This is a genomic window from Listeria monocytogenes ATCC 19117 (genome assembly GCF_000307025.1).
Lineage (GTDB): Bacteria > Bacillota > Bacilli > Lactobacillales > Listeriaceae > Listeria > Listeria monocytogenes_B.
Genome location: NC_018584.1, coordinates 1,362,448 through 1,385,512, shown reverse-complemented (window position 1 = coordinate 1,385,512; position 23,065 = coordinate 1,362,448). Strand labels below are relative to the sequence as shown.

Here is a 23,065-nt window from a genome sequence, read left to right as displayed (position 1 = left end):
GGTAGGTTATCATTTTCCCATGGACTATTGTAACACGTAGGCTGTAATCAAATAAAAGCCTTTGCATTCAGATTGTTAAAGTCCGTCTATTCACATTATTTCATCATTTCTCAACTAGTCTTACAGTTAGTATGAATGAAGCTAATTTGTTTTCCGGTGAATCATTTCTTGAGGAAATGACAATAGGTACTTTTGCCCCGACCACTGCACTACCTACTTTAGCTCCAGCAAAGTAGACTAATGATTTATAAAGTGCATTTCCTGTTTCAATATTAGGAGCAATTAATATGTCTGCTTCTCCCGCTGAACTATCCGTAATTCCTTTATGGAGAGCCGCTTCTTTGGAAATAGCTACATCGAGAGCTAGCGGACCCGAGACGGCTATTGTGTTATCAAAATGCTGCACTACTTCCTGTGCTTCTACTGTGGATGGCATTTTTGCTGTCACTTCTTCCACCGCACTAAGTAACGCAATTTTAGGATTAGCGATGCCGATTTGATGCGCTACGGCTATGGCATTTTCTGTGATAGCAATTTTCTCTTTTGTTTTTGGCGCTACGTTCATGGCACAATCAGTTATCAATAATGGTTTGTGATACGTTGGAATATCAAAAATGGCAATTTGACTCAATAATTGGTCTGTACGAAGGCCATTTTCTTTTTTTAATACGTGATGCATCAATGTGGCGGTTGGAATGAATCCTTTTACTAAAATATCTGCTTCTTTATTTTTTACCGCTAAAATGGCGCCTTGTGCTGCGGCTTCAGCGGTATCTGTTTGAATCCATGTAACGTTTTCATTCGCGGTTAACGTTTTGTCTTCCTTCTTGCCAAATAAAAGAAATTTACCTAAATTTTGGTTTAATGCAAGACGAATCGTTTCGAGCACAACTTCATCATCTGCTCCTGCCACGGCGAAAACAAATGAACTCGTTTCTGCTACATCTGAAAAAAATCTACTTTTTGTCATAAAAATAACTCCTTTATCGCACAAAAAAGCCGCATTCCGAATTAGTAGTTGTTTTTATGACCAGGTAATAATTTTCTACCTTATTCATTTTAAGCAAAAACTATTCGATATGCAAGCAATTTCGTTTTTTTAATACGTTTGTTTTACTTTTTCCGCTTGTTCAATCATTTCTTTTGCATGTTGTTTGGTTAATTCGGTGACTTCTATTCCAGCAATCATTCGACTGATTTCTTCTACTTTCTCTTCCCCTTTAAGCACTGTAACGGAAGTTGTTGTCCGTTTGTTTTGGACTTTTTTCGTAATGTAGTAGTGATGGTTCGCCATTGCTGCAACTTGAGGTAAGTGACTAATGCATAGTACTTGCGAGCCAACTGAAACAGCATAAATTTTTTCTGCAATCGCTTGACCAACGCGACCACTTACACCAGTATCTACTTCATCGAAAATAATCGAGGTGATACCTTGGTGCCTAGAAAAAATGGTTTTTAATGCTAACATCATTCTAGATAACTCTCCACCAGAAGCGATTTTTGCTAATGGTTTTAAAGGTTCACCCGGGTTTGTTGACATATAGAAAACGACGCTATCTTGCCCTGAATCTGTTAGTTCCATTTTGTTTGCTTCGAAGCGTACACTAAAAATGGCTTTCTCCATATATAAGTGATTTAATTCTTGTTTGATTTGTTTTTCTAATGTAACAGCCGCTTTTTTACGGATTTCCGTTAGTGTATTTGCTTGTTTTGTTAGTTCTGCTTTAAGTGTTGCTAATTTGGTCTCTAAATGCCCGACATGTGATTCACTATCTGTCAGTTTTTCCATTTCGCTGCTTATTTCTTGTTCGTATTGAATGATATCTTCAATTGTTTTACCATATTTGCGTTTTAATTGGTTTAAATCATTCAAACGTGATTCAATTTGATTCAGTTCTTCTGGTTGGAATTCGAGCTGATCTAGTGATTGCCTAATTTGGCTCATGCTATCTTCTAACATATAGTAACTAGAAGAAATGGCCTCACTAACCGCTTTATAATCCGTATGAATACTCGCCGCTGCCTCCATTTGACGCATTGCTTCTCCAACAAATTCCAGCCCACCAGGCTCACCTTGAATCGCGGCATAAGCTCCTTGTAAATTTTCGTTAAGTTTTTCAAAATTGGCTAAGATATTTTTTTGTTCTAACAAGCGATCTTCTTCACCAGCTTGCAAATTGGCATTTTCAATTTCCTGTTGTTGAAAACGGAGCATATCCAGACGTTGCGCTAATTCCCGCTCATTTTTCGTCCAATTTTGCCACTCTTTCTCGATTGTTTGATATTCTTTGAAATTAGTTTGGTACTTGGTTAGTGCTGGCTTGATTTTGTCAGAAGCGAAACGATCAAGTAATGACAAATGAAACTCCTCATTCATCAATTCCTGATGTTCATGCTGACTATGGATATCTATTAATTTCGAGCCAATTTGACGCAAGAGAACGGTAGTTACAAGTTTGCCATTAATTCGGCAACTATTTTTCCCCGAGCGAAACAGGCTGCGTTCTAGTACAACCATATCATCCGAAGCATCTATCCCATTTTCAATTAACGCATTTCGGCAAGCAAGGTTATCCTCTGCTAGCGCAAAAAGCCCTTGAAGTTCTAAACGTTCTTCTCCATGACGGATAAAATCAGCTGACCCGCGTCCGCCAACAAGAAGACCAAGCGCATCAATAATAATTGATTTACCAGCGCCGGTCTCCCCCGTAAGTACCGTCATCCCTTCTTGAAAAGTTAAAGAAAGCGATTCGATGATAGCAAAGTTTTTAATTGTCATTTCTTGAAGCAAAATCTTTCACCTCCAACAAATTTTAAAGCATATCTATAAAACGATCTGTTAATGTTTTCGCATTTTCTTCCGAGCGACAAATAATTAAACAAGTGTCATCTCCACAAATAGTTCCGGCTTTTTCCGGCCAGTCCAAGTTATCGATTAATGCACCAACCGAGTTTCCATTTCCTGGCATTACTTTTAAAATAATCATAAATTGCACGTTATCAATGCCAATAAAGCAATCAATCAAAGCGCGTTTTAATTTTTGATGTGGGTTAAAACTATTATCGGCAGGTAGACTGTATTTGTAACCACCTGTTTGTGTTGGAACTTTGACAAGATGAAGTTCTTTAATATCACGGGAAACAGTTGCCTGGGTGACTTTAACATCGCGTTCTAACAGAAGTTCTACTAAATCTTCTTGCGTGTCAATCTCATTGGATGTAATCAATTCTCGAATAATAATATGACGATGACCTTTATTCATTCCTTCTTCACCTCACGATAATTTTCTACTTACATCTTATCCGAAAAAACGCATAAAGTCACGGATTTAGTGCAAATTTATGCAAGAAAAGTTTCTTTAATACTTTATACATAGGTAATACATTGCAAAATGAGCCAAAACAGCATGATAAAAGCAAAAACCGGAAAACATCACTGCTTTCCGGTATACATTATTTATCTAATTTTGTATGCGCTTTTGTGATAAGTTTCGCAATCGCATTTGGTTCCAAATGATTAGTTCCAGTTTCCCCACCAGTCCATTTAAGATGCGCGATAAATTCGATGTTTCCTTCTCCACCTGTAATAGGTGAAAAATCAAGTCCCATCAAATCATAACCATTATCGAGCGCAAATTGAACAATATGTTCAACTACCGATTCATGTACTGCTGGATCACGAATAATCCCTTTTTTACCGACTTGCTCTCGACCTGCTTCAAATTGTGGTTTGATAAGTGTCATCACATCGCCACCGGTTACAAGCACAGTTCTAAGTACTGGTAAAATTAGTTTGAGTGAAATAAAGGATACATCAATCGTTGCAAAATCTGCTAAACCTTCGGAAAAATCAGCTGGCGTTACATGACGGAAATTAGTTCTTTCCATCACAGTGACGCGATCATCGTTGCGCAGTTTCCATGCAAGCTGATTATAGCCAACATCGAGCGCATAAGAGTGTCTTGCCCCATTTTGTAAAGCGCAATCTGTAAAACCACCAGTTGATGCTCCGATATCCAGCATAAGTTTATCTTTCACTTCGAAATCAAATACTTGCAATGCTTTTTCTAGCTTTAATCCACCGCGACTAACATAAGGCATTTGCTTTCCTTTTACTTGAAGTTCGCTATCAATAGGGATTTTTTCTCCAGGTTTATCTACACGTTCTTCTTTCCGATAAACAATTCCCGCCATAATTGCACGTTTTGCCTTTTCTCTTGTTTCAAATAGTCCTTGTTCTACTAGCAGAATATCTGCGCGTTCTTTTTTTATTGTCATAGTCTCTTCGCCCTTAACTTCCCGCTTTGTGCGAGCATTTCTTTTATTTTTAATACTATTCCAGTTGTTGATATGCCAAATGATTCCAAAATTATGGATACAGAACCATGGCTAATAAATTCGTCTGGTAAACCGATTCGATGCATTACAACATCGCTATAATTACTCGCTTCTATAAATTCTAACACACTCGCACCAAATCCACCTTTTAATAGTGATTCTTCTACTGTTAAAATGGGAATTTTTTGCTTTAAGATTTGGTGTAAAAGTGCTTCGTCTAACGGTTTAATATAGCGCGCATTAATTACTCCAACGTGGTATCCTTCTAACTCTAATTGTTCAGCTGCTTTTAGCGCTAGCCGGATGGTAGGGCCAAAGGTTAAAATAACAGCATCAATCGGCTGAATGATTGTTTCCCACTTTCCGATTGGTATAAGCGTATTAGACTCAGCTACCTGCGCACCAGGAGCTTCGCCGCGTGGATAGCGAATCGCAAAGGGCCCATCATTATACGAAAACGCAGTATCCATTAATTGTCTAGCTTCCACTTCATCTTTCGGCATGCTAATAGTCATGTTTGGAATACTATTTAAAAATGAAATATCAAAGATACCTTGATGTGTTTCGCCATCAGCGCCAACAAGCCCGGCCCGGTCAATCCCAATGACCACATTCAACTTTTGCCGGCAAACATCATGAACTAACTGATCATAGGCTCTTTGTAAAAAAGTGGAATAAATAGTAAGGAACGGTTTCATCCCTTGTGTTGCTAGCCCCGCTGCCATTGTTGTCGCATGCTGTTCCGCAATCCCAACATCAAAAAAGCGTTCTGGGAAAGCTTTCGCAAATTTTTCTAATTTAGAGCCAACAGGCATTGCCGGAGTTATCGCAACAATCCGTTCATCCTTTTCTGCCAAACGTATTAATTCATTGCTAATAACTGAACTCCATGACGCTGCACGCTTAGCCGGCTTAATAAAGCTACCTGTTTCGACTTTATAAGGTCCTGTACCATGCCAGGTGCCACGAGAGTCTAATTCGGCCGGTTGATACCCTTTGCCTTTTTTTGTAACGATATGGAGCAGTACAGGCCCTTTTGTGCGTTTTGCTAATTCCAAGTTAGTAATAACCTCTTCTATATCATGCCCATTAATTGGGCCCAAATACATAAACCCAAGCTCTTCAAAAAAAGTACCATCGACTTTAGCTTTTGTTTGCTTAAATGTATCAGAGGTCCTTAATTTTCCAAGTATGTTGTGGATTGCTCCCACGTTTGGCGCTATCGACATATCATTATCATTTAAAATAACTATCATATCTTTTCCCATATCGCCTATATGATTCAAAGCCTCTAAAGCCATGCCACCTGTTAAGGCGCCATCACCGATTATCGGAATAACATAAAATTCTTCCTTTTTAATATCTCTCGCAATAACCATCCCGGCTGCAGCAGACAAAGAAGTTGAGCTGTGCCCCGTTTCAAATACATCATGAATAGATTCTTTCCGCTTTGGAAATCCATCTAATCCCCCGTGCTCACGTAAAGTACCAAATTGGCTCGCCCTTCCAGTTAGGATTTTGTGCACATATGACTGGTGACCAACATCCCAAATAAATTTATCTTTTGGACTATTAAAAGAATAATGCAACGCAATCGTTAGTTCTACCACACCAAGATTCGGACCAATATGCCCACCTGATTTAGAAGTAGAAGTAATTAAAAAAGCGCGAATATCTGCCGCAAGTGCTTCTAATTCTTGTATATCCAATTGCTTCATAAAGGAAGGATCCTTTATTTTTAAAAGATCCAAATAAAAACAACTCACTTTCCAAAGAGCCACTTGCATGAATGTGTGCAAGGTCTTTTTTCTCAATTAATTGTTCTTATTATAGCAAACAATCACCATTAAACCAAACAAGGTAAAATAATTTTAGGCAAATAAAAAAGCAAATCACCGAAATGATTTGCTTTTTCTTATTCAAAAAATAGAATTACGCTTTTTGAACGTTAGCTGCTTGAGGTCCGCGTTGGCCTTCTTCAACGTCGAAAGTTACTGCTTGACCTTCGTCTAAAGATTTGAATCCGTCGCCTTGGATAGCGCTGAAATGTACGAATACATCGTCACCGTTTTCGCGTTCGATAAAACCAAATCCTTTTTCTGCGTTAAACCATTTTACTGTACCTTGTTCCATGTTCATGTTCCTCCTCGTGTGTTATGCACACTAATTATTTACTATTCTTGCTTAACGGCACGAGATGGAAAGTTGTTCACAATCGTATCTTTCACCCACAAAAATAATCTTACATTAGTATAACACGGTATTTTAGGAAAAGCAAATCAATTTGAATTATATATGTGAAAAAAATTTGAAATTACTAGATAATTATGATTAATTTTCTCTAAGTGCGATTAAATCAGCAAGTTTCAAGAGAATTTCATCATCAAAATCATGCCCTGAAAGCGCTGACTTTGCAATCGCAACATGCTCATTTAATGCCCTTTTGGCACCATCAAGCGTGAGTAATCCGGGATAGGTACTTTTGTTCAGAAAAGCGTCGACCCCTGTCTTTTTACCCATTTTTGTTTCATCACCAATAACATCTAAAATATCGTCACTGATTTGGAATCCAATCCCAATATTTTCCGCAAAAATCCGTAATCTTTTCGTTTGTTCTGGGTCAGCTTCTGCAATTTTCGCAGCAGAAGTTACGGCAAAAATTAATAATTCGCCTGTTTTCCGTGCATGGATGGATGATAGTTCTTCTAATGTCACTTGTTTGTTTTCTGCCTCCATATCTGCAAGTTGACCGCCAACCATTCCTTCTGCACCACTACTAAAACTAATTTGATTAATCAAAGCTATGCGTGTTTCAAAAGATAAATTTTCGTCTTCCGCTAAAATAGAAAAAGCAAGCGTTAGTAAAGCGTCTCCTGCCAAAATCGCAGTTGCATCCCCAAAAACTTTATGATTAGTATATTTGCCGCGACGATAGTCATCATTATCCATTGCTGGTAAATCATCATGGATCAGGCTATACGTATGAATCATTTCTAATGCCGTTGCTGTTTTCACACCTAAAAGCGGATTTACTTTTAAGGCTTGAAGTGTAGCAAAAACTAGCATGGGACGAATCCGTTTTCCACCTGCTTGAACAGAATATAACATGGACTCTTTTAGTCTAGGTTCGATATTTCGCTCGCTTATTTCTTTAAAAAGCGACTCATCAATCACTTTTTTATATTGTTCTAGAAAAAGGGTTAAATCTTGCAAATTTATTCACCATCCGCTTCAAAAGGAATTTCTTCTCCTGCATCTGTGACTACTTTTGCCATTCGTTTTTCTGCTGATTGTAATTTATCTTGGCACAATTTTGTTAGTTCGATTCCTTTTTGGTACATATCAAGAGAATCTTCAAGTGAGGCACTACCATTTTCGAGTGCTTCTACGATTGTTTCTAATTCTGCAATTGCTTCTTCAAAAGTTTTCTTTTTAGTTGCCACTTATATCTTCCTCCTTCGCGGTAATGAGTGCCTCTATCTGTCCGCCTTGCATTTTCACTTGGATATTATCGCCGACTTCAAGCTCCTGCACTGATTTAACCAGCATATTCTCTTTATACGTTACACCAAATCCTCGTTTCAATAAAGAAAGAGGACTCAGATGTTCTAGCGCATCTATTTGCCGAAAGAAAGATTGTTGTTTGTCTTTCAAAAGTTGTTTCATCGCTTTTTCTAATGCTTGAAGTCGTAGTGCCATCTGTTCTTTTTGTAGTTCAATTTCTTTATTCGGATGGTAATAATGTAGGCGATCATTTAATCGGTCAAAAACTGTTTGCTTAACAAATATTTGTTTAGAAAAAGCATTATTTAATCGTTCGGAAAAATAATCTGTACGTTCCATTTGCTGTTCTAATTGATGTTTCGGACCATTTAAAATCAAGTGTTGTTTAAGTTGCTCTAGTGACCGTTCTTTTCTTTCTAATGCTTGTCTGGTGACTGCGAGCAAACGGTATTTACGTTCTGCTAATCGTTCTTCTAAATCGCGATAATCTGGAACAGCAAGTTCTGCCGCCGCAGTTGGCGTTGCGGCTCGTACATCTGCAGAAAAATCACTTAACGCAAAATCAGTTTCATGTCCGACCGCTGAAATTACAGGTACATCGGAATCATATACTGCTCGAACAACAGGTTCTTCATTAAAAGCCCATAGTTCTTCAAGCGAACCACCACCACGCCCAATAATCATAACATCAATATCATTTCGCTGATTAATCTTGCCAATGTTTTCGACAATTTTTTGAGCCGCTTTCTCCCCTTGAACAATAGTTGGATAAACAATCACTTCCACAGAAGGCATTCTTCGATGAATGGTGGTTAGTATATCACGAACAGCCGCACCAGTTTTGGACGTAACGACAGCGACTTTAGACGGGAAAGAAGGAAGCACTTTTTTATGCGTTTCCGCAAAAAGCCCTTCCTTTTCCAATTGCGATTTTAATTGCTCTAATTGAATATAAAGCGCTCCGACACCATCTGGTTCCATATGTTCTGCATAGAACTGATAGCGACCAGCTTTTGTAAATACGCCAATTCGTCCTGTGATAAGGACATTCATACCATCTTCTGGGACAAAACCAATTTTTTGAACTGCTTTGTGAAACATGACAGAACGAAGCATCGCAAATTCATCTTTTACCGTAAAATATAGATGTCCACTCGCTGGTTGTTTTAAATTAGAAATTTCACCGCGCACAAAAACTTGCTTCATGTAGGGATCTACTTCAAACTTTTTTTCGATATATTTGGTTATTGCTGCTACCGTCAAATATTTATCTTGCTCCATCATTTCACATCCAATTAATCAATTCATTTTCCAAATGCGTTTTGCTGCTTTTAATGTGTTCGCAAGTAGCATTGTGATTGTCATCGGGCCAACGCCACCTGGTACCGGCGTGATAAATCCTGCTTCTTCTACCACATCATCAAAGTCCACATCACCGCATAACTTATTATTTTCGTCGCGATCCATGCCAACATCAATAACAACCGCACCTGGTTTGATATAGTCTTTTTTCACAAATTTAGCTAAACCTGTTGCTACAACAAGAATATCCGCTTCTTTCGCTACTTGTGGTAAATCTTTTGTACGGCTATGCGCAATGGTTACTGTCGCGTTTTCATTTAACAGTAATTGAGCTACTGGTTTCCCTACGATGTTACTTCTACCAATAACAACAGCGCGTTTGCCTTCTATTTGAGTGCCGGTCGATTTTATAAGTTCAATAATTCCTGCTGGTGTACAAGGAACAAAAGAATCTTTTCCGATGAATAAATTACCTACATTCACTGGATGGAAACCGTCAACATCTTTGTCATAGCTAATAGTATCAATTACTTTTTCTTCTGAAATGTGTTCTGGTAGTGGTAACTGCACGAGTATGCCATGAATAGTTTTATCTTCGTTAAGCTCCTCTACAACAGATAGTAATTTTTCTTCTGTTACATTTTCTGGAAGTTCAATTAAAACGGATTTCATCCCCGCTTCTTCTGTCCGTTTTTGTTTATTTCTTACATATGTACGAGATGCTTGATTGTCGCCAACGAGCACAACAGCAAGCCCTGGTTTCTTACCTTCTTTTACTAATTCAGCTACTTCTCTTGTTACTTTTTCTTGAATTTCTTTTGCTAACTTTTTGCCATCAATAATTTCTCCCATGAGTATTGCCCCCTTTAAAAATAAGTTGCACGTAATTATTCTTAAAAAATCACGAAATAAGGGAGTGCAAGAGATTTCCCTTGCACTCAATCAAGCTTATTTATCTTCCGGTGCAATATTAGCAAGTACGCCATTAATAAATTTACTTGATTTTTCATCACTGTAAATTTTTGCAATTTCGATGGATTCATTCAAACTAACTCTATTTGGCACATCATCCAAGTACTTAATTTCATAGACACTTAGTCGAAGTAAGGATAGATCGACTTTACTCAAACGATCCATGCGCCAATTATCTAAATTAGGCTCAATGATAGCATCAATTTCAGCTTTATTCGCCATTACGCCTTCGACTAATTTTTCCATATAGTCGTCTTGCTCGTCTTCCATGATGTTTTTAATAGCTTGATCTAGCGACATTTCGTTTAGCTCTATTTGGAATAGTGCTTGAAGTGCTTTCTCGCGCGCTTCTCTTCTTTTCATGTTAAAGCTGCTCCTTTTGTTCCTTGAATTTTATAGCTCAAAATCATCGAAGGAAAGTGTTTCTGTTTTTTCAAATTGTACACCAACGATATGAACGTTGATTTCAAGTACATTTAAACCAGTCATATTAAAAATGGTATCTCTGACAGCATCTTGAATATTTTGAGCAACAAGTGGAATAGTTGCGCCAAATAAGACTGAACAATAAAGTTCGATTAGAATTCCTTCTTCGGTTAGTTCTACTTTTACGCCCTTACGGTAGTTTACAGCACCACTGAATTTCTCACGCATTTCTGTCGCAAAGCCACCTTGCATATAAGCAACATTTTCGATTTCACTTGCAGCAAGACCAGCAATTACGCCAATTACTTCAGGTGCAATCTCAATTTTGCCAAGCGGTGCATCATTTTGTTTACGCAAATCTTTTGTATAAGCCATTATTTAGCCCTCCTTAGAAAGATTCATTACATCGTTTTGCTCCAAGAATTTGGTATTGAAGTCGCCTGATAAAAACACATCATTATCTAATACACGTAAATGGAACGGAATCGTTGAAGGAATGCCATCAATGGCAAATTCGGACAACGCACGTTTCATTTTTTGAATCACTTCTTCCCGTGTTTCCGCATAACAGATTACTTTGGCAATCATCGAATCATAGTATGGCGGGATTTTGTAGTTTGGATATGCTGCTGAGTCAATTCGAACACCTAAGCCACCTGGAGGAAGATAAAATTTAATTTCACCTGGAGCTGGCATAAAGTTTTTCTCTGGATTTTCAGCGTTAATTCGACATTCCATCGCCCAACCTGTTAATTTCACATCTGCTTGTTTAATTTGTAGTTCTTCCCCAGAAGCAACTAGAAATTGTTGTTTCACTAAATCAACACCAGTAACAAGCTCGGTTACCGGGTGTTCTACTTGGATACGCGTATTCATTTCCATAAAGTAAAAATTATTTTCATGGTGATCGAAAATGAATTCAATCGTTCCTGCGCCAGAATAATTCACGGCTTTGGCAGCTTTAACAGCAGCTTTTCCCATTTTTTGGCGAGTTTTTTCATCAATGGCAGGTGATGGTGATTCTTCAATTAGCTTTTGTAAGCGACGTTGAATACTACAATCACGTTCTCCTAAATGAATAACGTTACCATGGTTATCAGCAAGCACTTGAATTTCTACATGGCGGAAATCTTGAATATACTTTTCTAAGTAAACGCCAGGATCACCAAATGCGGCTTCGGCTTCTTGTTGGGTAGTTTGAATGCCAGAAATTAATTTTTCTTCATTTTCTGCTACACGGATACCTTTACCGCCACCGCCAGCTGTTGCTTTAATGATAACCGGATAACCGATTTTCTTAGCGATTTTTTTGCCATCTTCTACATCCTTAACGATTCCCTGCGAACCAGGAACGATTGGAACACCTGCTTTACGCATCGTTTCGCGGGCTACATCTTTTGTTCCCATTTGCGAAATAGCGGAAGCACTTGGTCCGATAAAAGTAATATTACAGTCTTCGCATAACTCCGCGAAATCTGCATTTTCGGCTAAGAAACCATAGCCTGGGTGAATAGCATCACAGTTCGTTAAAACTGCAAGACTAATAATGTTGGACATATTTAAATAACTATCTTTTGTTGCTGCGGGACCTACACAATAAGCTTCATCCGCCAGCTGAATATGTAGCGCTTCTTTATCTGCTTCCGAATAAATCGCCACTGTCTCCACTCCAAGTTCTTTTGCAGCGCGAATGATACGGACAGCGATTTCTCCACGGTTCGCTACCAGTACTTTTTTAATCATGTTTTTCGACCCCTTATTTTTTTCTAACTTTGAATAGTGGTTGTCCAAATTCGACTAATTCGCCACTTGAAACAAGAATTTCTGCGATTTCTCCGTCAATATCAGCAGTAATTTCATTGAATAATTTCATTGCTTCTACAATACATACAACAGATTGCGCAGATACTTTAGATCCAACGCTAACAAAATTAGCATCTTCTGGTGAAGCAGATGCGTAAAAAGTCCCAACCATTGGCGATGTAATGACTTCTAAACTAGCATCTTCCGCTGTATTTGCTTCTGTTTGAGGAGCAGCTGTTTGAGCTTGTGCTACTGGTGCTGCCTGAGCTGGTGCTTGTGTGATAGCAATTGGTGCTTCTTGAACTGCTGCAGCAACAACTGTTTTATTCTTTTTAAGCAAAATCTTACTATCTTTCGTTTCTAACTCAAATTCATCTAGGGTTGACTCGTCAATCAGCTCGATTAGCTGTTTAATTTCATCTATTGATAACATACCATTTACACTCCTTAATAATACTAAAAATAAAAAATTGCATGAATCACGCATTGTCCTTATTGTACCATACTTTTTATTCAAAAGGTGTACTGGAAGCGCTAAGAAATAGAAAAACAGCTGAAGAATTAACTCCAGCTGTAGTAAACGATTCTTGCTTACGCCCGAGAAACATACGCTGCTTCGGTTGTATTAATTACTAGTTTGTCTCCTTCATTAACGAAAAATGGCACTTGGACAACAAGACCAGTTTCAAGCGTGGCTGGTTTAGAACCGCCTGAAGAAGTATCACCTTTAATTCCAGGATCAGTTGCAGTAACAACTAATTCTACTGTGTTAGGTAAATCAATACCGATTGTTTCGCCTTGATACATGATAATATTAATTTCCATATTTTCTTTTAGGAATTTAAGTTCATGAGCAATTTGGTCTTCTGGAAGCTCAATTTGTTCATAAGACTCATTGTCCATGAATACGTGATTTGTGCCGTCAGCATACAAGTAGGCCATTTTACGGTTGTCGATTTGCGCTTTTGCTACTTTTTCGCCACCACGGAATGTTTTTTCTTGGATTGCACCTGTACGAAGGTTACGTAATTTGGAACGAACGAATGCTGCTCCTTTTCCGGGTTTTACATGTTGAAAATCTAGCACACGCCAAATACCATTATCTACTTCTATTGTTAACCCTGTTTTAAAGTCATTTACTGAAATCATGTTTTTCCTCCTGTAATTTGCAAAGTATCTTTATTTGGAGCATATTAAAACTGCTCATTCTTCCTTATTTAACCATAAAACACACAAAGTTACAAAGGAATTTTATAAAATAATTAATTCTTTTGGTGAATGAATTAAAATCTCATTACCTGTTTCTGTAATTAAGAGATCATCTTCAATTCTAACGCCACCGATTCCTGGTAAATAAATTCCTGGTTCATCCGTCACAACATGTCCGACTTCTAGTTTTTGAGGGCTCTTAAAGGATAAATTAGGTCCTTCGTGAATTTCTAGTCCAATACCATGTCCTAAAGAATGTCCAAATGCATCGCCATAGCCAAAAGAAGCAATATAATCACGTGCAATAGCATCTGCTTCAATTCCAGTCATACCTGGTTTTAAGCTATCGATTACTTTTAATTGCGCATCTAACGTAATTTGGTAAATTTCTTTTAATTTTTCAGCAGGTTCACCGACCGCGATAGTTCTTGTCATATCTGAACAATAACCGTCATAGTAACAGCCGTAATCCATTGTAACGAAATCGCCAACTTCGATTTTTTTATCCGAAGCAACACCATGCGGTAACGCAGAACGAACACCAGATGCGACAATTGTATCAAACGACGAGGAAGTAGCTCCCGCACGTCTCATAAAGAATTCTAGTTCATTAGATACTTCGATTTCAGCCATGCCTGGTTTGATAAATTGAATGATATGTGCAAAAGCTGCATCAGCAATATCACAAGCTGTGCGGATTGCTTTTAGTTCACTTGCTGTTTTCACTTTACGCATTTCTTCAAAGAAGCCAGTAAGTGGGATTAATTGACGATTAAATACGCGCTCCATTTGTTTAAATTCAGATACGGTCACATAATCCGCTTCAAAATGTAGTGTTTTTGTATCATTTTTAATTAATAAATCTTCTACTGTATCAAAAATCGGACCAGTATGTTGTACAATTTCGTATCCTTCTGCTTGTTTTGCTGCTTGTTCCGTATATCTGAAATCAGTTACAAAATAAGCTTTTTCAGGTAAAATTAGCGCCACACCACTTGTTCCAGTGAAACCTGATACATACCTTCTATTAAACTCACTTGTGACAAGAACTGCTTCTATCTTTTCCTTGCCCAGCGTTTCTTGAATTTTAGTTAATTTAGACATTTTTATTCCCCCACTTTTATCAAATTTTAGGCGCGCAAAAATCGCATTATTAGACGCGTTCGAAACTATTTTATCACAATTTAGAAAAAATAACTTTTTTTAGGCGTTTTGCGCTATACGAAAAACTATTTTTAGCGTAAAATAACATATTAGTAAACATGAATAGGCTGGTGAAAACTTTGAGCAAACAAAACGTACCATCATATGGCGGTCAAGCTGTAGTTGAAGGCGTCATGTTTGGCGGCAGAAAACAGACCGTAACAGCAATTAGACGTATAGATGGTTCATTAGAATATTTTTATTTAGAAAAAAATAGTCCGGTTTGGGTTATGCGTATGAAGAAAATCCCTTTTTTAAGAGGAATTGTTGCATTAATTGAATCTAGCGCTATCGGTTCCAAACACCTCGCTTTTGCAACAGACCGATATGACGAAGATCCAAATAACCCAGTAGAAGAAGAAAAAATTGAAAAGAAAGAATCGAAAGTCGCGATGTGGCTTGGTGTTGCCGTCATCGGTATTTTATCTTTCGTCTTTGCAAAATTTGTCATGACGCTCATCCCTGTATTTTTAGCGGAATTATTCCGTCCTATCGTACCAGGTGATACGGCGCAAGTATTTTTAGAGAGTCTTTTCAAATTAATTCTTCTATTAACCTATATTTTCGCGGTTTCTCAGACCCCTATTATTAAACGAGTTTTTCAATATCACGGTTCTGAGCATAAGGTAATAAATTGTTACGAAGAAAAATTACCTTTAACGGTTGAAAATGTACAGAAACAATCGCGACTTCATTATCGTTGTGGTAGTAGTTTTATTTTATTTACAGTTATTGTTGGTATGTTTATTTATTTGTTAGTACCAACCGATCCTCTTTGGCTTCGTGTGGTCGACCGGATTTTACTTATTCCTGTTGTGCTTGGTGTAGCTTTTGAAGTACTTCAATTAACTAATAAATGCCGTAATATCCCAGTTCTTAAATATTTAGGTGTCCCGGGTTTATGGCTACAACTTCTTACAACAAAAGAACCGTCTGATGATCAAGTTGAGGTTGCCATTGCATCCTTTAATGAGCTTTTACGAGTGGAAAAAGAAGGTGCACCAGTAGATGTAACTGAGCCAGATAATCTGGAACTTTTAGAATAGGAGTGGATTAATTTGAAGAAGTATCCCCTCATAGTTATTATTTTACTTGCGCTTGTTGGTATTGGGCTTTTAATGGGTGGTTTTAAATCATTTTTCACCTTAATTATTTCCGTATTAATCGGGGCACTTATTTTCACCCTTCTACTGCGGTTTTTCACAAATAGAAAAACTGACAGTAATTACCAAAAAGCAGTAAAACAATCGAAAAATTTACATGATCCGAAGAAAAAAACGAAGAAAAAACGAAAATCTTCTTTCAAAGTGATTGATGGTGGCAAAAAATAAGTTATAATAGAAAAGGATGCTTTAAAAAAAGCAGTTTTCAGGATGAAAGGGGTTTACACAATTGATTAGTTGGATTATAGCAATTATCATTCTGGTTATTCTTCTAGGATACGAAATTTACCAGTTTGTAATGCGTCGCAAAGCAGTAAAAGTTTTAACAGAAGAAGAATTTAAAAAAGGTTATCGTAAAGCACAGTTAATTGATGTTCGCGAGCCAAATGAATTCGATGCTGGACATATTCTTGGAGCTAGAAATATCCCAGTTACACAAATGAAAAACCGGACAACAGAAATTCGTCAAGATTTACCAGTTTACTTATACTGCCAAACAGCACAACGTAGTAACCGTGCAGCAATTATGCTTTATAAACGCGGATACAAACAAGTTTATCAGCTTAAAGGCGGCTACCGTAAATGGACAGGAAAAACTAAATCTAAATAAGAAAAAACCTTGCTGTGGAAATTCACAGCAAGGTTTTTTTTATACTTCTTTTTGATAACGTAAAATCGGTTTTCTAGCAGCGCGTGTTTCGTCTAGTCGTTTCACATAGGTGCTATGTGGCGCTTCTTGGACGATTTCAGGATTTTCTTCCGCTTCTTTCGCAATTTTTAACATCGTATCAATGAAAGAATCTAGAGTTTCTTTCGATTCTGTTTCAGTCGGTTCAATCATGATTGCTTCACCAACAATTAGCGGAAAATAAACTGTTGGCGGATGGAAATTGTGATCTAGCAATCGTTTCGCAATATCAACAGTTCTTACGCCAAGTTTCTTCTGTCTATTACCACTTAAAACAAATTCGTGTTTACAAACTTGATCAAATGGTAAATCATAGGCTTCTTGCAGTTTACGCATCATATAGTTGGCATTTAAAACGGCATATTCTGTCACCAATTTCAAGCCATCCGGACCCATTGTGCGAATATACGTATACGCGCGAACATTGATGCCGAAGTTGCCATAATAAGGTTTCACTCGTCCAATAGAGTCAGGATAGTTATAATCAAACGAGTATCCTTCTTCTTTTTTCGTAAGGACTGGTGTTGGTAAGAATGGTATTAATTCCTTTTTCACGCCAATTGGGCCAGAACCAGGACCGCCACCACCGTGAGGACCAGTAAATGTTTTGTGTAAATTCAAATGAACAACATCAAAGCCCATGTCTCCTGGTCTAACTTTCGCCATAATAGCATTTAAATTGGCACCATCATAGTACAATTTCCCGCCAGCTTCATGAACAATTTCCGCCATTTCAACAATATCTTTTTCAAAAAGACCAAGTGTATTTGGGTTTGTGAGCATTAGTGCGGCCGTGTCTTCGCCTACTACTTTTTTCAAATCAGCTACATCGACAAGTCCTTTTTCATTCGATTTCACCGTGACAACATCGAAGCCCGCTACTGCTGCAGATGCAGGGTTTGTTCCATGTGCAGAGTCTGGGATGATTACTTTTGTTCGTTTTGTATCCCCATTCTTTTCATGGAATGCACGAATGAGCATTAATCCCGTCCATTCTCCGTGTGCTCCAGCAGCTGGTTGTAGCGTTACTTCATCCATTCCTGTAATTTCAACTAAGCTTGTTTGCAAATCATACAGTAGTTCTAGCGCGCCTTGGACAGAGCTTTCTGGTTGGTTTGGATGGATATTAGCGAAACCAGGAAAGCGTGCAACTTTTTCATTGATTTTTGGGTTATATTTCATCGTACAAGAGCCAAGCGGATAAAAACCAGAATCAACACCAAAGTTATGATTGGATAAATTGGTATAATGACGCATGATTTCAAGCTCGCTTAATTCAGGCAAATCTGCTGGTACAGAACGAATATACGCTTGTTCAAAATAATCACTGGCTTTTGTTTCTGGAACATCGCTTTCTGGTAAACTAAAGCCAATTCTTCCTGGAATAGAACGTTCAAACACTAATGGCATCGTTTCTTCTAAATTCATTTTGCACCCTCCAAGCTCGCCACAAAGGCATCAATTTCCTCTTTTGTCCGCATTTCAGTAACAGCTACAAGCATATGGTTTTCATATTTTTCCTCATAAAAACCAAGGTCATACCCACCAATAATCCCTTCATCTAAAAGTGATTCATTCACTTCTTTGATTGGTTTCGAAAGTTTTACAACAAATTCATTGAAAAAGCCATCTGAAAATAGAACTTCAAAGCCTTTTTCACGGAATTTTTGTTTGGCATAATGAGATTTATCTAAGTTTTGTTTTGCCATTTCTACAAGACCTGTTTTTCCAAGGGTTGCCATTGCGACAGAAGAAGCTAATGCATTCAATGCTTGATTGGAACAAATATTAGACGTCGCTTTATCACGGCGAATATGTTGTTCGCGTGCTTGTAATGTTAGTACATACCCGCGCTTCCCGTTCTCGTCTACGGTTTCCCCAACTAAACGTCCAGGAACTTTACGCATTAATTTATTTGTTACTGCAAAGAATCCACAATGCGGTCCACCAAATGATTCTGGGATACCAAATACTTGCGAATCACCCACAACAATATCTGCACCAAATTCTCCTGGTGGTGTTAACAAACCTAGAGACAACGGATTGCTCGATACAAGTAATAAAGAATTATTTTCATGCACTAATTTTTCAAGTTCAGCCAAAGGTTCCACTTGTCCATAGAAGTTTGGATATTGTACAACAAAACCCGCAATATCATCTGAAAGAGCTTTTTTTAGCGCCTCAATGTCTGTTTTTCCATCTAGTTCTGGAATAACTTCTACTTCAATGTGTTGGCCAGTTGCATAGGTTTTTAAAACATTGCTACTTTCCGGGTGAACAGCTCCGGAAATGAGAATTTTTTTGCGCTTTGTATGTCCACTTGCTAGCATCGCTGCTTCTGCAAGCGCTGTTCCACCATCATACATAGAGGAATTAGCCAAGTCCATTCCAGTAAGTTCCGCAATCATCGTTTGGAATTCAAAGATTGCCTGCAACTCTCCTTGCGAAATTTCAGGTTGATAAGGCGTATATGCTGTATAAAATTCTGAGCGAGAAATAACGTGATCGACTACAGTTGGAATGTAATGACTATAAACTCCAGCCCCTAAAAAAGACGCATATTCAGTAGTATTAGCATTTTTAGAAGCAAGTTTCGATAATTCGCGTAAAAGTGCAGGTTCAGATTTTGCTGGTTTTAAATCATAATCTCGTTTAAATCTAATTTTTTCTGGAATATCTTGAAATAAGTCATCAATTGACTTAACCCCTATTACATCAAGCATTTCCTTTTCATCTTGCTCTGTCATTGGTAAATAACGATGTTTTGCCATATTACTTCCTCCTTTTTACTTTGCGCGTTTATAAAATGGTGTTGGTACTATTTTCGCTTTTACTTTTTTGTTTCTTATACCTACTTCTACTTCTTGACCTATTTCTGTGTAAGCTGTATCAATTAGAGCAAGACCAATATTTGTTCCAAGTGTGGGTGATTGGGTACCAGAAGTCACAATGCCAATTTCTTCCTCATTTAGAAATACTGGATAATCGTGACGCGGAATACCTCGTTCAATTAATTCAATACCAACTAGTTTTCTATTCAGCCCTGCTTCTTTTTGTTTAATAAGCGCTTCTTTACCTATAAAATCTGCTTCTTTTTTTAATTTAACAGCAAAATTAAGCCCTGCTTCAAGTGGTGTAATGTCCTTGCTCAATTCTTGCCCATAAAGCGCAAGTACCGCCTCTAAGCGCAATGTATCCCGTGCACCTAAACCAATTGGAGCTACTCCTTCAGCTAAAATTGCCTCAAAAACTTTTCCTGCATCAGCGCTTGGCATATAAATTTCAAATCCATCTTCTCCAGTATAGCCACTTCTTGAAATGATTGTTTTCACTCCTGCTACATCCGCATCCTCCACAAATCCAAAGAAGCTAATCGAACTTAAATCTACATCCGTTAGTTTTGCGAGAATTTTTTCTGCGTTTGGCCCTTGAAGTGCTAATTGTCCATATTCCGAAGATACATTGGTAACAGAAACATCCCCGCGAATATTTTTAACCATCCATTCAAAATCCTTATCCGTATTTGCTGCATTGACAACAAGTATGTATTCCGTTTCTGATTTCTTGTAAACTACTAAATCGTCCACTGTTCCACCAGTTTCATAGCACATAATATTATATTGTGCTTTTCCGATTTTTATTTTTTCAATGTCATTGGTTAACAAATACTGTAAATAAGAAGTACTATCCGGTCCTTTTACTAGAATTTCTCCCATGTGAGACACATCAAATAGCCCTGCATCAGTTCGCACGGCCTCATGTTCTGCTTTTATACCAGCAAATTGTACCGGTAAATCCCATCCACCAAAATCAATGGTTTTCGCACCATATTTTGCATAAAGTGGATGAATCGGTGTTTTTAGTAACTCTGTCATAATTATATCCTCCTTTTTCACATAACAAAAAGGCTTATATGGTTCATAAGCCCTGTCGTAACACAAAAATGACTCCAGAGTTGCGTCCCGTAAACATCCTTTTGCCTGAGAGTTTCACATAATACATGCTTTCCCCGTCGGCGCCGCTTTTCGCAGTCTCTCTGCTTACATTCACCCGCTAATTCTATTATGTATTTGCCTTTTCTATAGCTTATCATGAGTTGTATTGTTCGGCAAATAATTAGTTTTAAAGCTTAAATTTTCTTTATTTTTGATATTGGTTCGGAATGTAAGGGCTTTATTGCGATATTACCGTTTAATTATACGCTTGTTATTCATTGCACATAGATTGTGAAAATCATCAAAATCGAAAAAAATTTTTTATTCACTTATTTGCTTCTAAAATACCACTTTCAATATTATTTTAGCTTGAAATGCTACTTTTGCATTTAGAAAATACTATTTTCGTTTTTGTGAAAGATTGGGACACAAAGGATTTTGTTTACTTTTGAGGAATATGACTTGTAAGGAGGTTCTTATGCCGCAAAAAATGACAGAACACATCATAACTCAAGCATTACGTGTCCATGCAAGTGATGTTCATATTCATCCACTCTCAAACCGTTACTTACTCCGTCTTCGGGTAAACGGGACATTGATTCCGCTTCTTTACCTTCCAATAGATGTAGGGGAAAAGTTAATATCTTTTCTTAAATTCCAAGCAGCTTTGGATATAAGCGAAAAAAGACGACCTCAATCTGGTAGCTTTGAAAAAAATACAAACACAGAAAAAATTGCTATACGGCTTTCTACTATGCCTAGCAAAGATTTTCATGAAAGCATGGTCATTCGAATTTTTCGTTACAAGTACCCTATCCCATTTTTAAAATCTAGTGTTTTTCCTAGATCCACTAATCAAATTCAACAACAGTGTAAAAACCAAACAGGCTTGTTTCTTTTTTCCGGTAGCACAGGTAGTGGTAAGTCCAGTTCTATGTATAGCCTTGTTTCTTCTATAGAAAATAAAGATGAAATGCAAATCATTACAATTGAAGATCCTGTTGAACATCATTCTCCCGGCTTTCTCCAAATCGAAGTGAACGAAAAGGCAAGCATTACCTATGCACCAATCATTCGCTCCGTCTTACGCCATGATCCTGATATTTTAATTATCGGGGAAATACGCGATGCAGAAACCGCTAAAATAGTTGTTCGTGCTGCATTAACCGGTCACTTAGTTTTAAGCACGGTTCATGCCGGAGATGCTTACGGAGTTTTATTAAGATTACTTGAATTCGGTATTAGCTCAGAAGAATTAGCGCAATGCTTACTAGGAATCAGTTTTCAGAAGCTGACACACCTAGTTTGCACCTTCTGCGGAGAAAAATGCCATCCCTTTTGTACACATTTGCACCGAAAAAGAACAGCTATCTATGAAGTTCTTACGCAACAAGAGATAAAAGCCTATTTCCAATCTAATAAACAGCAGATTAAGCCTAAATACCCTATTAAAAGAACATTCGAGAAAGGAGTTGCCTATGGTTTTTTTTCAGCGCACTAATTGGAAAGAGGACGGAGAATTTTTAATTAGAGTTGCCAGTTTACTCGAAAAGGGATTCTCATTAGATGCGACCATTAGCTATTTAAGCATTACTTCGCCCAAATATCGCAAAAGATATGAACAAATTATCACTTCACTTGCAAACGGAAATTCTTTTTCCTATGCTCTTTCAAAAAACGGATTTCCTGAATTCATTTGTTCACAACTTCATTATGCTTCTAGTCACGGTTACTTTTTGCAAACAATTCACGAAACCGGCGTCCATATGAAAAGAAAAGCGGAGGAAAAAAACGCATTAATGAAGACCTTCCAATATCCACTAGTCTTATTCTCTACTGTTATTCTGGTGTTCTTCTTGCTTCGAATTTTTCTCTTACCTAAATTCGAACTTTTATTTACACAATTATCAACTAACGGCACAGTCGGAACTAAATTCACTTATTTCCTGCTTGAAAAAATTCCAGTTTTATTAGGAATTTTTTTACTTAGCCTTTTTCTAATCTTCAGTTTCCTTATTCGAAAACAAAAGCAAAAAAATGCTTACGACCGAGCTTATTTTTATTGTCGAATTCCATATATTCGCCAATTTTCAAGAATTCATTATTCGCAATACCTTTCGCGCGAACTTGGATATCTGCTGAAAAGCGGTTTATCTATAACGCATATTATGCACCTCTTCGCGCAAGAAGAATCGCCCGCATTCTTTCAAGCAATCGCCAGGCAAATCCTTCCTACGCTTGAACAAGGATTATCACTAACAAAAGCACTAGAAAAAATGCCTATATTTGAAAGAGAACTTTATTACATTGCTATCCACGGTGAAAAAAATGGTAATTTAGCAGAAGAATTTTTATTTTATTATAACTTATGTCATCAGAAATCACTTCAAAAGACCGAAAAATTATTTTCATTTATCCAACCAATTGTTTTTATTGTTATTGGTATTTTAATTGTATCCATTTATTTATCCATTTTATATCCCATGTTTTCTATGGTAAATCAAATTTAAAAGGAGGAGTTT

General features: G+C 37.5%; 24 protein-coding genes and 1 riboswitch. Of the genes, 5 read left to right on the top strand and 19 right to left on the bottom strand.

The genetic code is table 11. The features are described from left to right. Positions 1-103: 103 nt before the first annotated feature. The 16 genes from LMOATCC19117_RS06925 to LMOATCC19117_RS06850 all read right to left on the bottom strand — a co-directional run bounded on the left by LMOATCC19117_RS06925 (position 104) and on the right by LMOATCC19117_RS06850 (position 14,658). Positions 104-970 carry a phosphate acyltransferase gene (locus LMOATCC19117_RS06925; protein WP_003734503.1) on the bottom strand — a complete coding sequence of 289 codons (867 nt, stop codon included), beginning with the start codon at positions 968-970 and terminating at the stop codon, positions 104-106. A gap of 129 nt (positions 971-1,099) precedes the next feature. Further along, positions 1,100-2,791, bottom strand: coding sequence for a DNA repair protein RecN (gene recN, locus LMOATCC19117_RS06920; protein WP_003738883.1), 1,692 nt, complete (start codon positions 2,789-2,791; stop codon positions 1,100-1,102). A 22-nt stretch (positions 2,792-2,813) separates the two neighbouring features. After that, entirely contained in the window at positions 2,814-3,263 is a 450-nt protein-coding gene (gene ahrC, locus LMOATCC19117_RS06915; protein WP_003722493.1) for a transcriptional regulator AhrC/ArgR, read from the bottom strand. 190 nt (positions 3,264-3,453) lie between these two features. Continuing rightward, positions 3,454-4,278, bottom strand: coding sequence for a TlyA family RNA methyltransferase (locus LMOATCC19117_RS06910; RefSeq protein ID WP_003726253.1), 825 nt, complete (start codon positions 4,276-4,278; stop codon positions 3,454-3,456). Continuing rightward, positions 4,275-6,104, bottom strand: a complete 1,830-nt coding sequence (dxs, locus tag LMOATCC19117_RS06905) for a 1-deoxy-D-xylulose-5-phosphate synthase (protein ID WP_010958892.1) — start codon at positions 6,102-6,104, stop codon at positions 4,275-4,277. The genes LMOATCC19117_RS06910 and dxs overlap by 4 nt, the downstream gene beginning before the upstream one ends. Positions 6,105-6,270: 166 nt before the next feature. Continuing rightward, positions 6,271-6,471 (bottom strand): cold-shock protein, encoded by a 201-nt coding sequence (locus LMOATCC19117_RS06900; protein ID WP_003719639.1) that lies wholly within the window; start codon positions 6,469-6,471, stop codon positions 6,271-6,273. A 198-nt stretch (positions 6,472-6,669) separates the two neighbouring features. Next, positions 6,670-7,551, bottom strand: coding sequence for a polyprenyl synthetase family protein (locus LMOATCC19117_RS06895; RefSeq protein ID WP_003726251.1), 882 nt, complete (start codon positions 7,549-7,551; stop codon positions 6,670-6,672). Positions 7,552-7,553: 2 nt separating this feature from the next. Next, positions 7,554-7,781 carry an exodeoxyribonuclease VII small subunit gene (locus LMOATCC19117_RS06890; RefSeq protein WP_003722489.1) on the bottom strand — a complete coding sequence of 76 codons (228 nt, stop codon included), beginning with the start codon at positions 7,779-7,781 and terminating at the stop codon, positions 7,554-7,556. Further along, the gene (gene xseA, locus LMOATCC19117_RS06885; RefSeq protein ID WP_003727476.1) at positions 7,771-9,123 is read right to left on the bottom strand and encodes an exodeoxyribonuclease VII large subunit; all 1,353 of its coding nucleotides are present in this window, start codon (positions 9,121-9,123) and stop codon (positions 7,771-7,773) included. The genes LMOATCC19117_RS06890 and xseA overlap by 11 nt, the downstream gene beginning before the upstream one ends. Before the next feature lie 18 nt (positions 9,124-9,141). After that, positions 9,142-9,996 (bottom strand): bifunctional methylenetetrahydrofolate dehydrogenase/methenyltetrahydrofolate cyclohydrolase FolD, encoded by an 855-nt coding sequence (folD, locus tag LMOATCC19117_RS06880; protein ID WP_003734505.1) that lies wholly within the window; start codon positions 9,994-9,996, stop codon positions 9,142-9,144. Between the two features lie 96 nt (positions 9,997-10,092). Continuing rightward, on the bottom strand, positions 10,093-10,479 hold the full coding sequence (gene nusB, locus LMOATCC19117_RS06875) for a transcription antitermination factor NusB (RefSeq protein ID WP_003722486.1): 387 nt from the start codon (positions 10,477-10,479) through the stop codon (positions 10,093-10,095). A gap of 30 nt (positions 10,480-10,509) precedes the next feature. Beyond that, on the bottom strand, positions 10,510-10,917 hold the full coding sequence (locus LMOATCC19117_RS06870; protein ID WP_003722485.1) for an Asp23/Gls24 family envelope stress response protein: 408 nt from the start codon (positions 10,915-10,917) through the stop codon (positions 10,510-10,512). Positions 10,918-10,920: 3 nt separating this feature from the next. Beyond that, positions 10,921-12,285, bottom strand: a complete 1,365-nt coding sequence (accC, locus tag LMOATCC19117_RS06865; RefSeq protein WP_003727477.1) for an acetyl-CoA carboxylase biotin carboxylase subunit — start codon at positions 12,283-12,285, stop codon at positions 10,921-10,923. A 13-nt stretch (positions 12,286-12,298) separates the two neighbouring features. After that, positions 12,299-12,778, bottom strand: coding sequence for an acetyl-CoA carboxylase biotin carboxyl carrier protein (gene accB / locus LMOATCC19117_RS06860; RefSeq protein ID WP_003734506.1), 480 nt, complete (start codon positions 12,776-12,778; stop codon positions 12,299-12,301). Positions 12,779-12,936: 158 nt separating this feature from the next. Beyond that, positions 12,937-13,494, bottom strand: a complete 558-nt coding sequence (gene efp, locus LMOATCC19117_RS06855; RefSeq protein WP_003722482.1) for an elongation factor P — start codon at positions 13,492-13,494, stop codon at positions 12,937-12,939. Positions 13,495-13,596: 102 nt separating this feature from the next. After that, positions 13,597-14,658: a M24 family metallopeptidase gene (locus LMOATCC19117_RS06850; RefSeq protein WP_003727480.1), complete on the bottom strand. Its 1,062-nt coding sequence runs from the start codon at positions 14,656-14,658 to the stop codon at positions 13,597-13,599. Between the two features lie 179 nt (positions 14,659-14,837). Here LMOATCC19117_RS06850 and LMOATCC19117_RS06845 point away from each other — a divergent pair, with 179 nt between their 5' ends. From LMOATCC19117_RS06845 to LMOATCC19117_RS06835, 3 genes are all read left to right on the top strand, one after another. Next, complete coding sequence (locus tag LMOATCC19117_RS06845; RefSeq protein WP_003727481.1) at positions 14,838-15,803, top strand: DUF1385 domain-containing protein; 966 nt, start codon at positions 14,838-14,840, stop codon at positions 15,801-15,803. A 12-nt stretch (positions 15,804-15,815) separates the two neighbouring features. Beyond that, positions 15,816-16,088 (top strand): SA1362 family protein, encoded by a 273-nt coding sequence (locus tag LMOATCC19117_RS06840; RefSeq protein ID WP_003726159.1) that lies wholly within the window; start codon positions 15,816-15,818, stop codon positions 16,086-16,088. Between the two features lie 61 nt (positions 16,089-16,149). Continuing rightward, positions 16,150-16,530, top strand: coding sequence for a rhodanese-like domain-containing protein (locus tag LMOATCC19117_RS06835; protein WP_003722478.1), 381 nt, complete (start codon positions 16,150-16,152; stop codon positions 16,528-16,530). 39 nt (positions 16,531-16,569) lie between these two features. Here the strand turns inward: LMOATCC19117_RS06835 and gcvPB are convergent, their stop codons facing one another. From gcvPB to gcvT, 3 genes are read right to left on the bottom strand one after another with little or no spacing between them, the layout of a single operon-like run. Beyond that, the gene (gene gcvPB / locus LMOATCC19117_RS06830) at positions 16,570-18,036 is read right to left on the bottom strand and encodes an aminomethyl-transferring glycine dehydrogenase subunit GcvPB (RefSeq protein ID WP_003731326.1); all 1,467 of its coding nucleotides are present in this window, start codon (positions 18,034-18,036) and stop codon (positions 16,570-16,572) included. Next, a complete protein-coding gene (gcvPA, locus tag LMOATCC19117_RS06825; protein WP_003726157.1) occupies positions 18,033-19,379 on the bottom strand; it encodes an aminomethyl-transferring glycine dehydrogenase subunit GcvPA in 1,347 nt (448 codons plus the stop codon). The genes gcvPB and gcvPA overlap by 4 nt, the downstream gene beginning before the upstream one ends. Positions 19,380-19,394: 15 nt before the next feature. Next, a complete protein-coding gene (gene gcvT / locus LMOATCC19117_RS06820; RefSeq protein WP_003731327.1) occupies positions 19,395-20,483 on the bottom strand; it encodes a glycine cleavage system aminomethyltransferase GcvT in 1,089 nt (362 codons plus the stop codon). An 83-nt stretch (positions 20,484-20,566) separates the two neighbouring features. Further along, a riboswitch (glycine riboswitch) is annotated at positions 20,567-20,658 on the bottom strand. Positions 20,659-21,021: 363 nt separating this feature from the next. On the opposite strand from gcvT, the gene comGA reads away from it, so the two are divergent. Beyond that, a complete protein-coding gene (gene comGA / locus LMOATCC19117_RS06815; protein ID WP_003734508.1) occupies positions 21,022-22,044 on the top strand; it encodes a competence type IV pilus ATPase ComGA in 1,023 nt (340 codons plus the stop codon). Further along, positions 22,022-23,053, top strand: a complete 1,032-nt coding sequence (gene comGB / locus LMOATCC19117_RS06810) for a competence type IV pilus assembly protein ComGB (protein WP_003726154.1) — start codon at positions 22,022-22,024, stop codon at positions 23,051-23,053. The genes comGA and comGB overlap by 23 nt, the downstream gene beginning before the upstream one ends. Positions 23,054-23,065 lie beyond the last annotated feature (12 nt).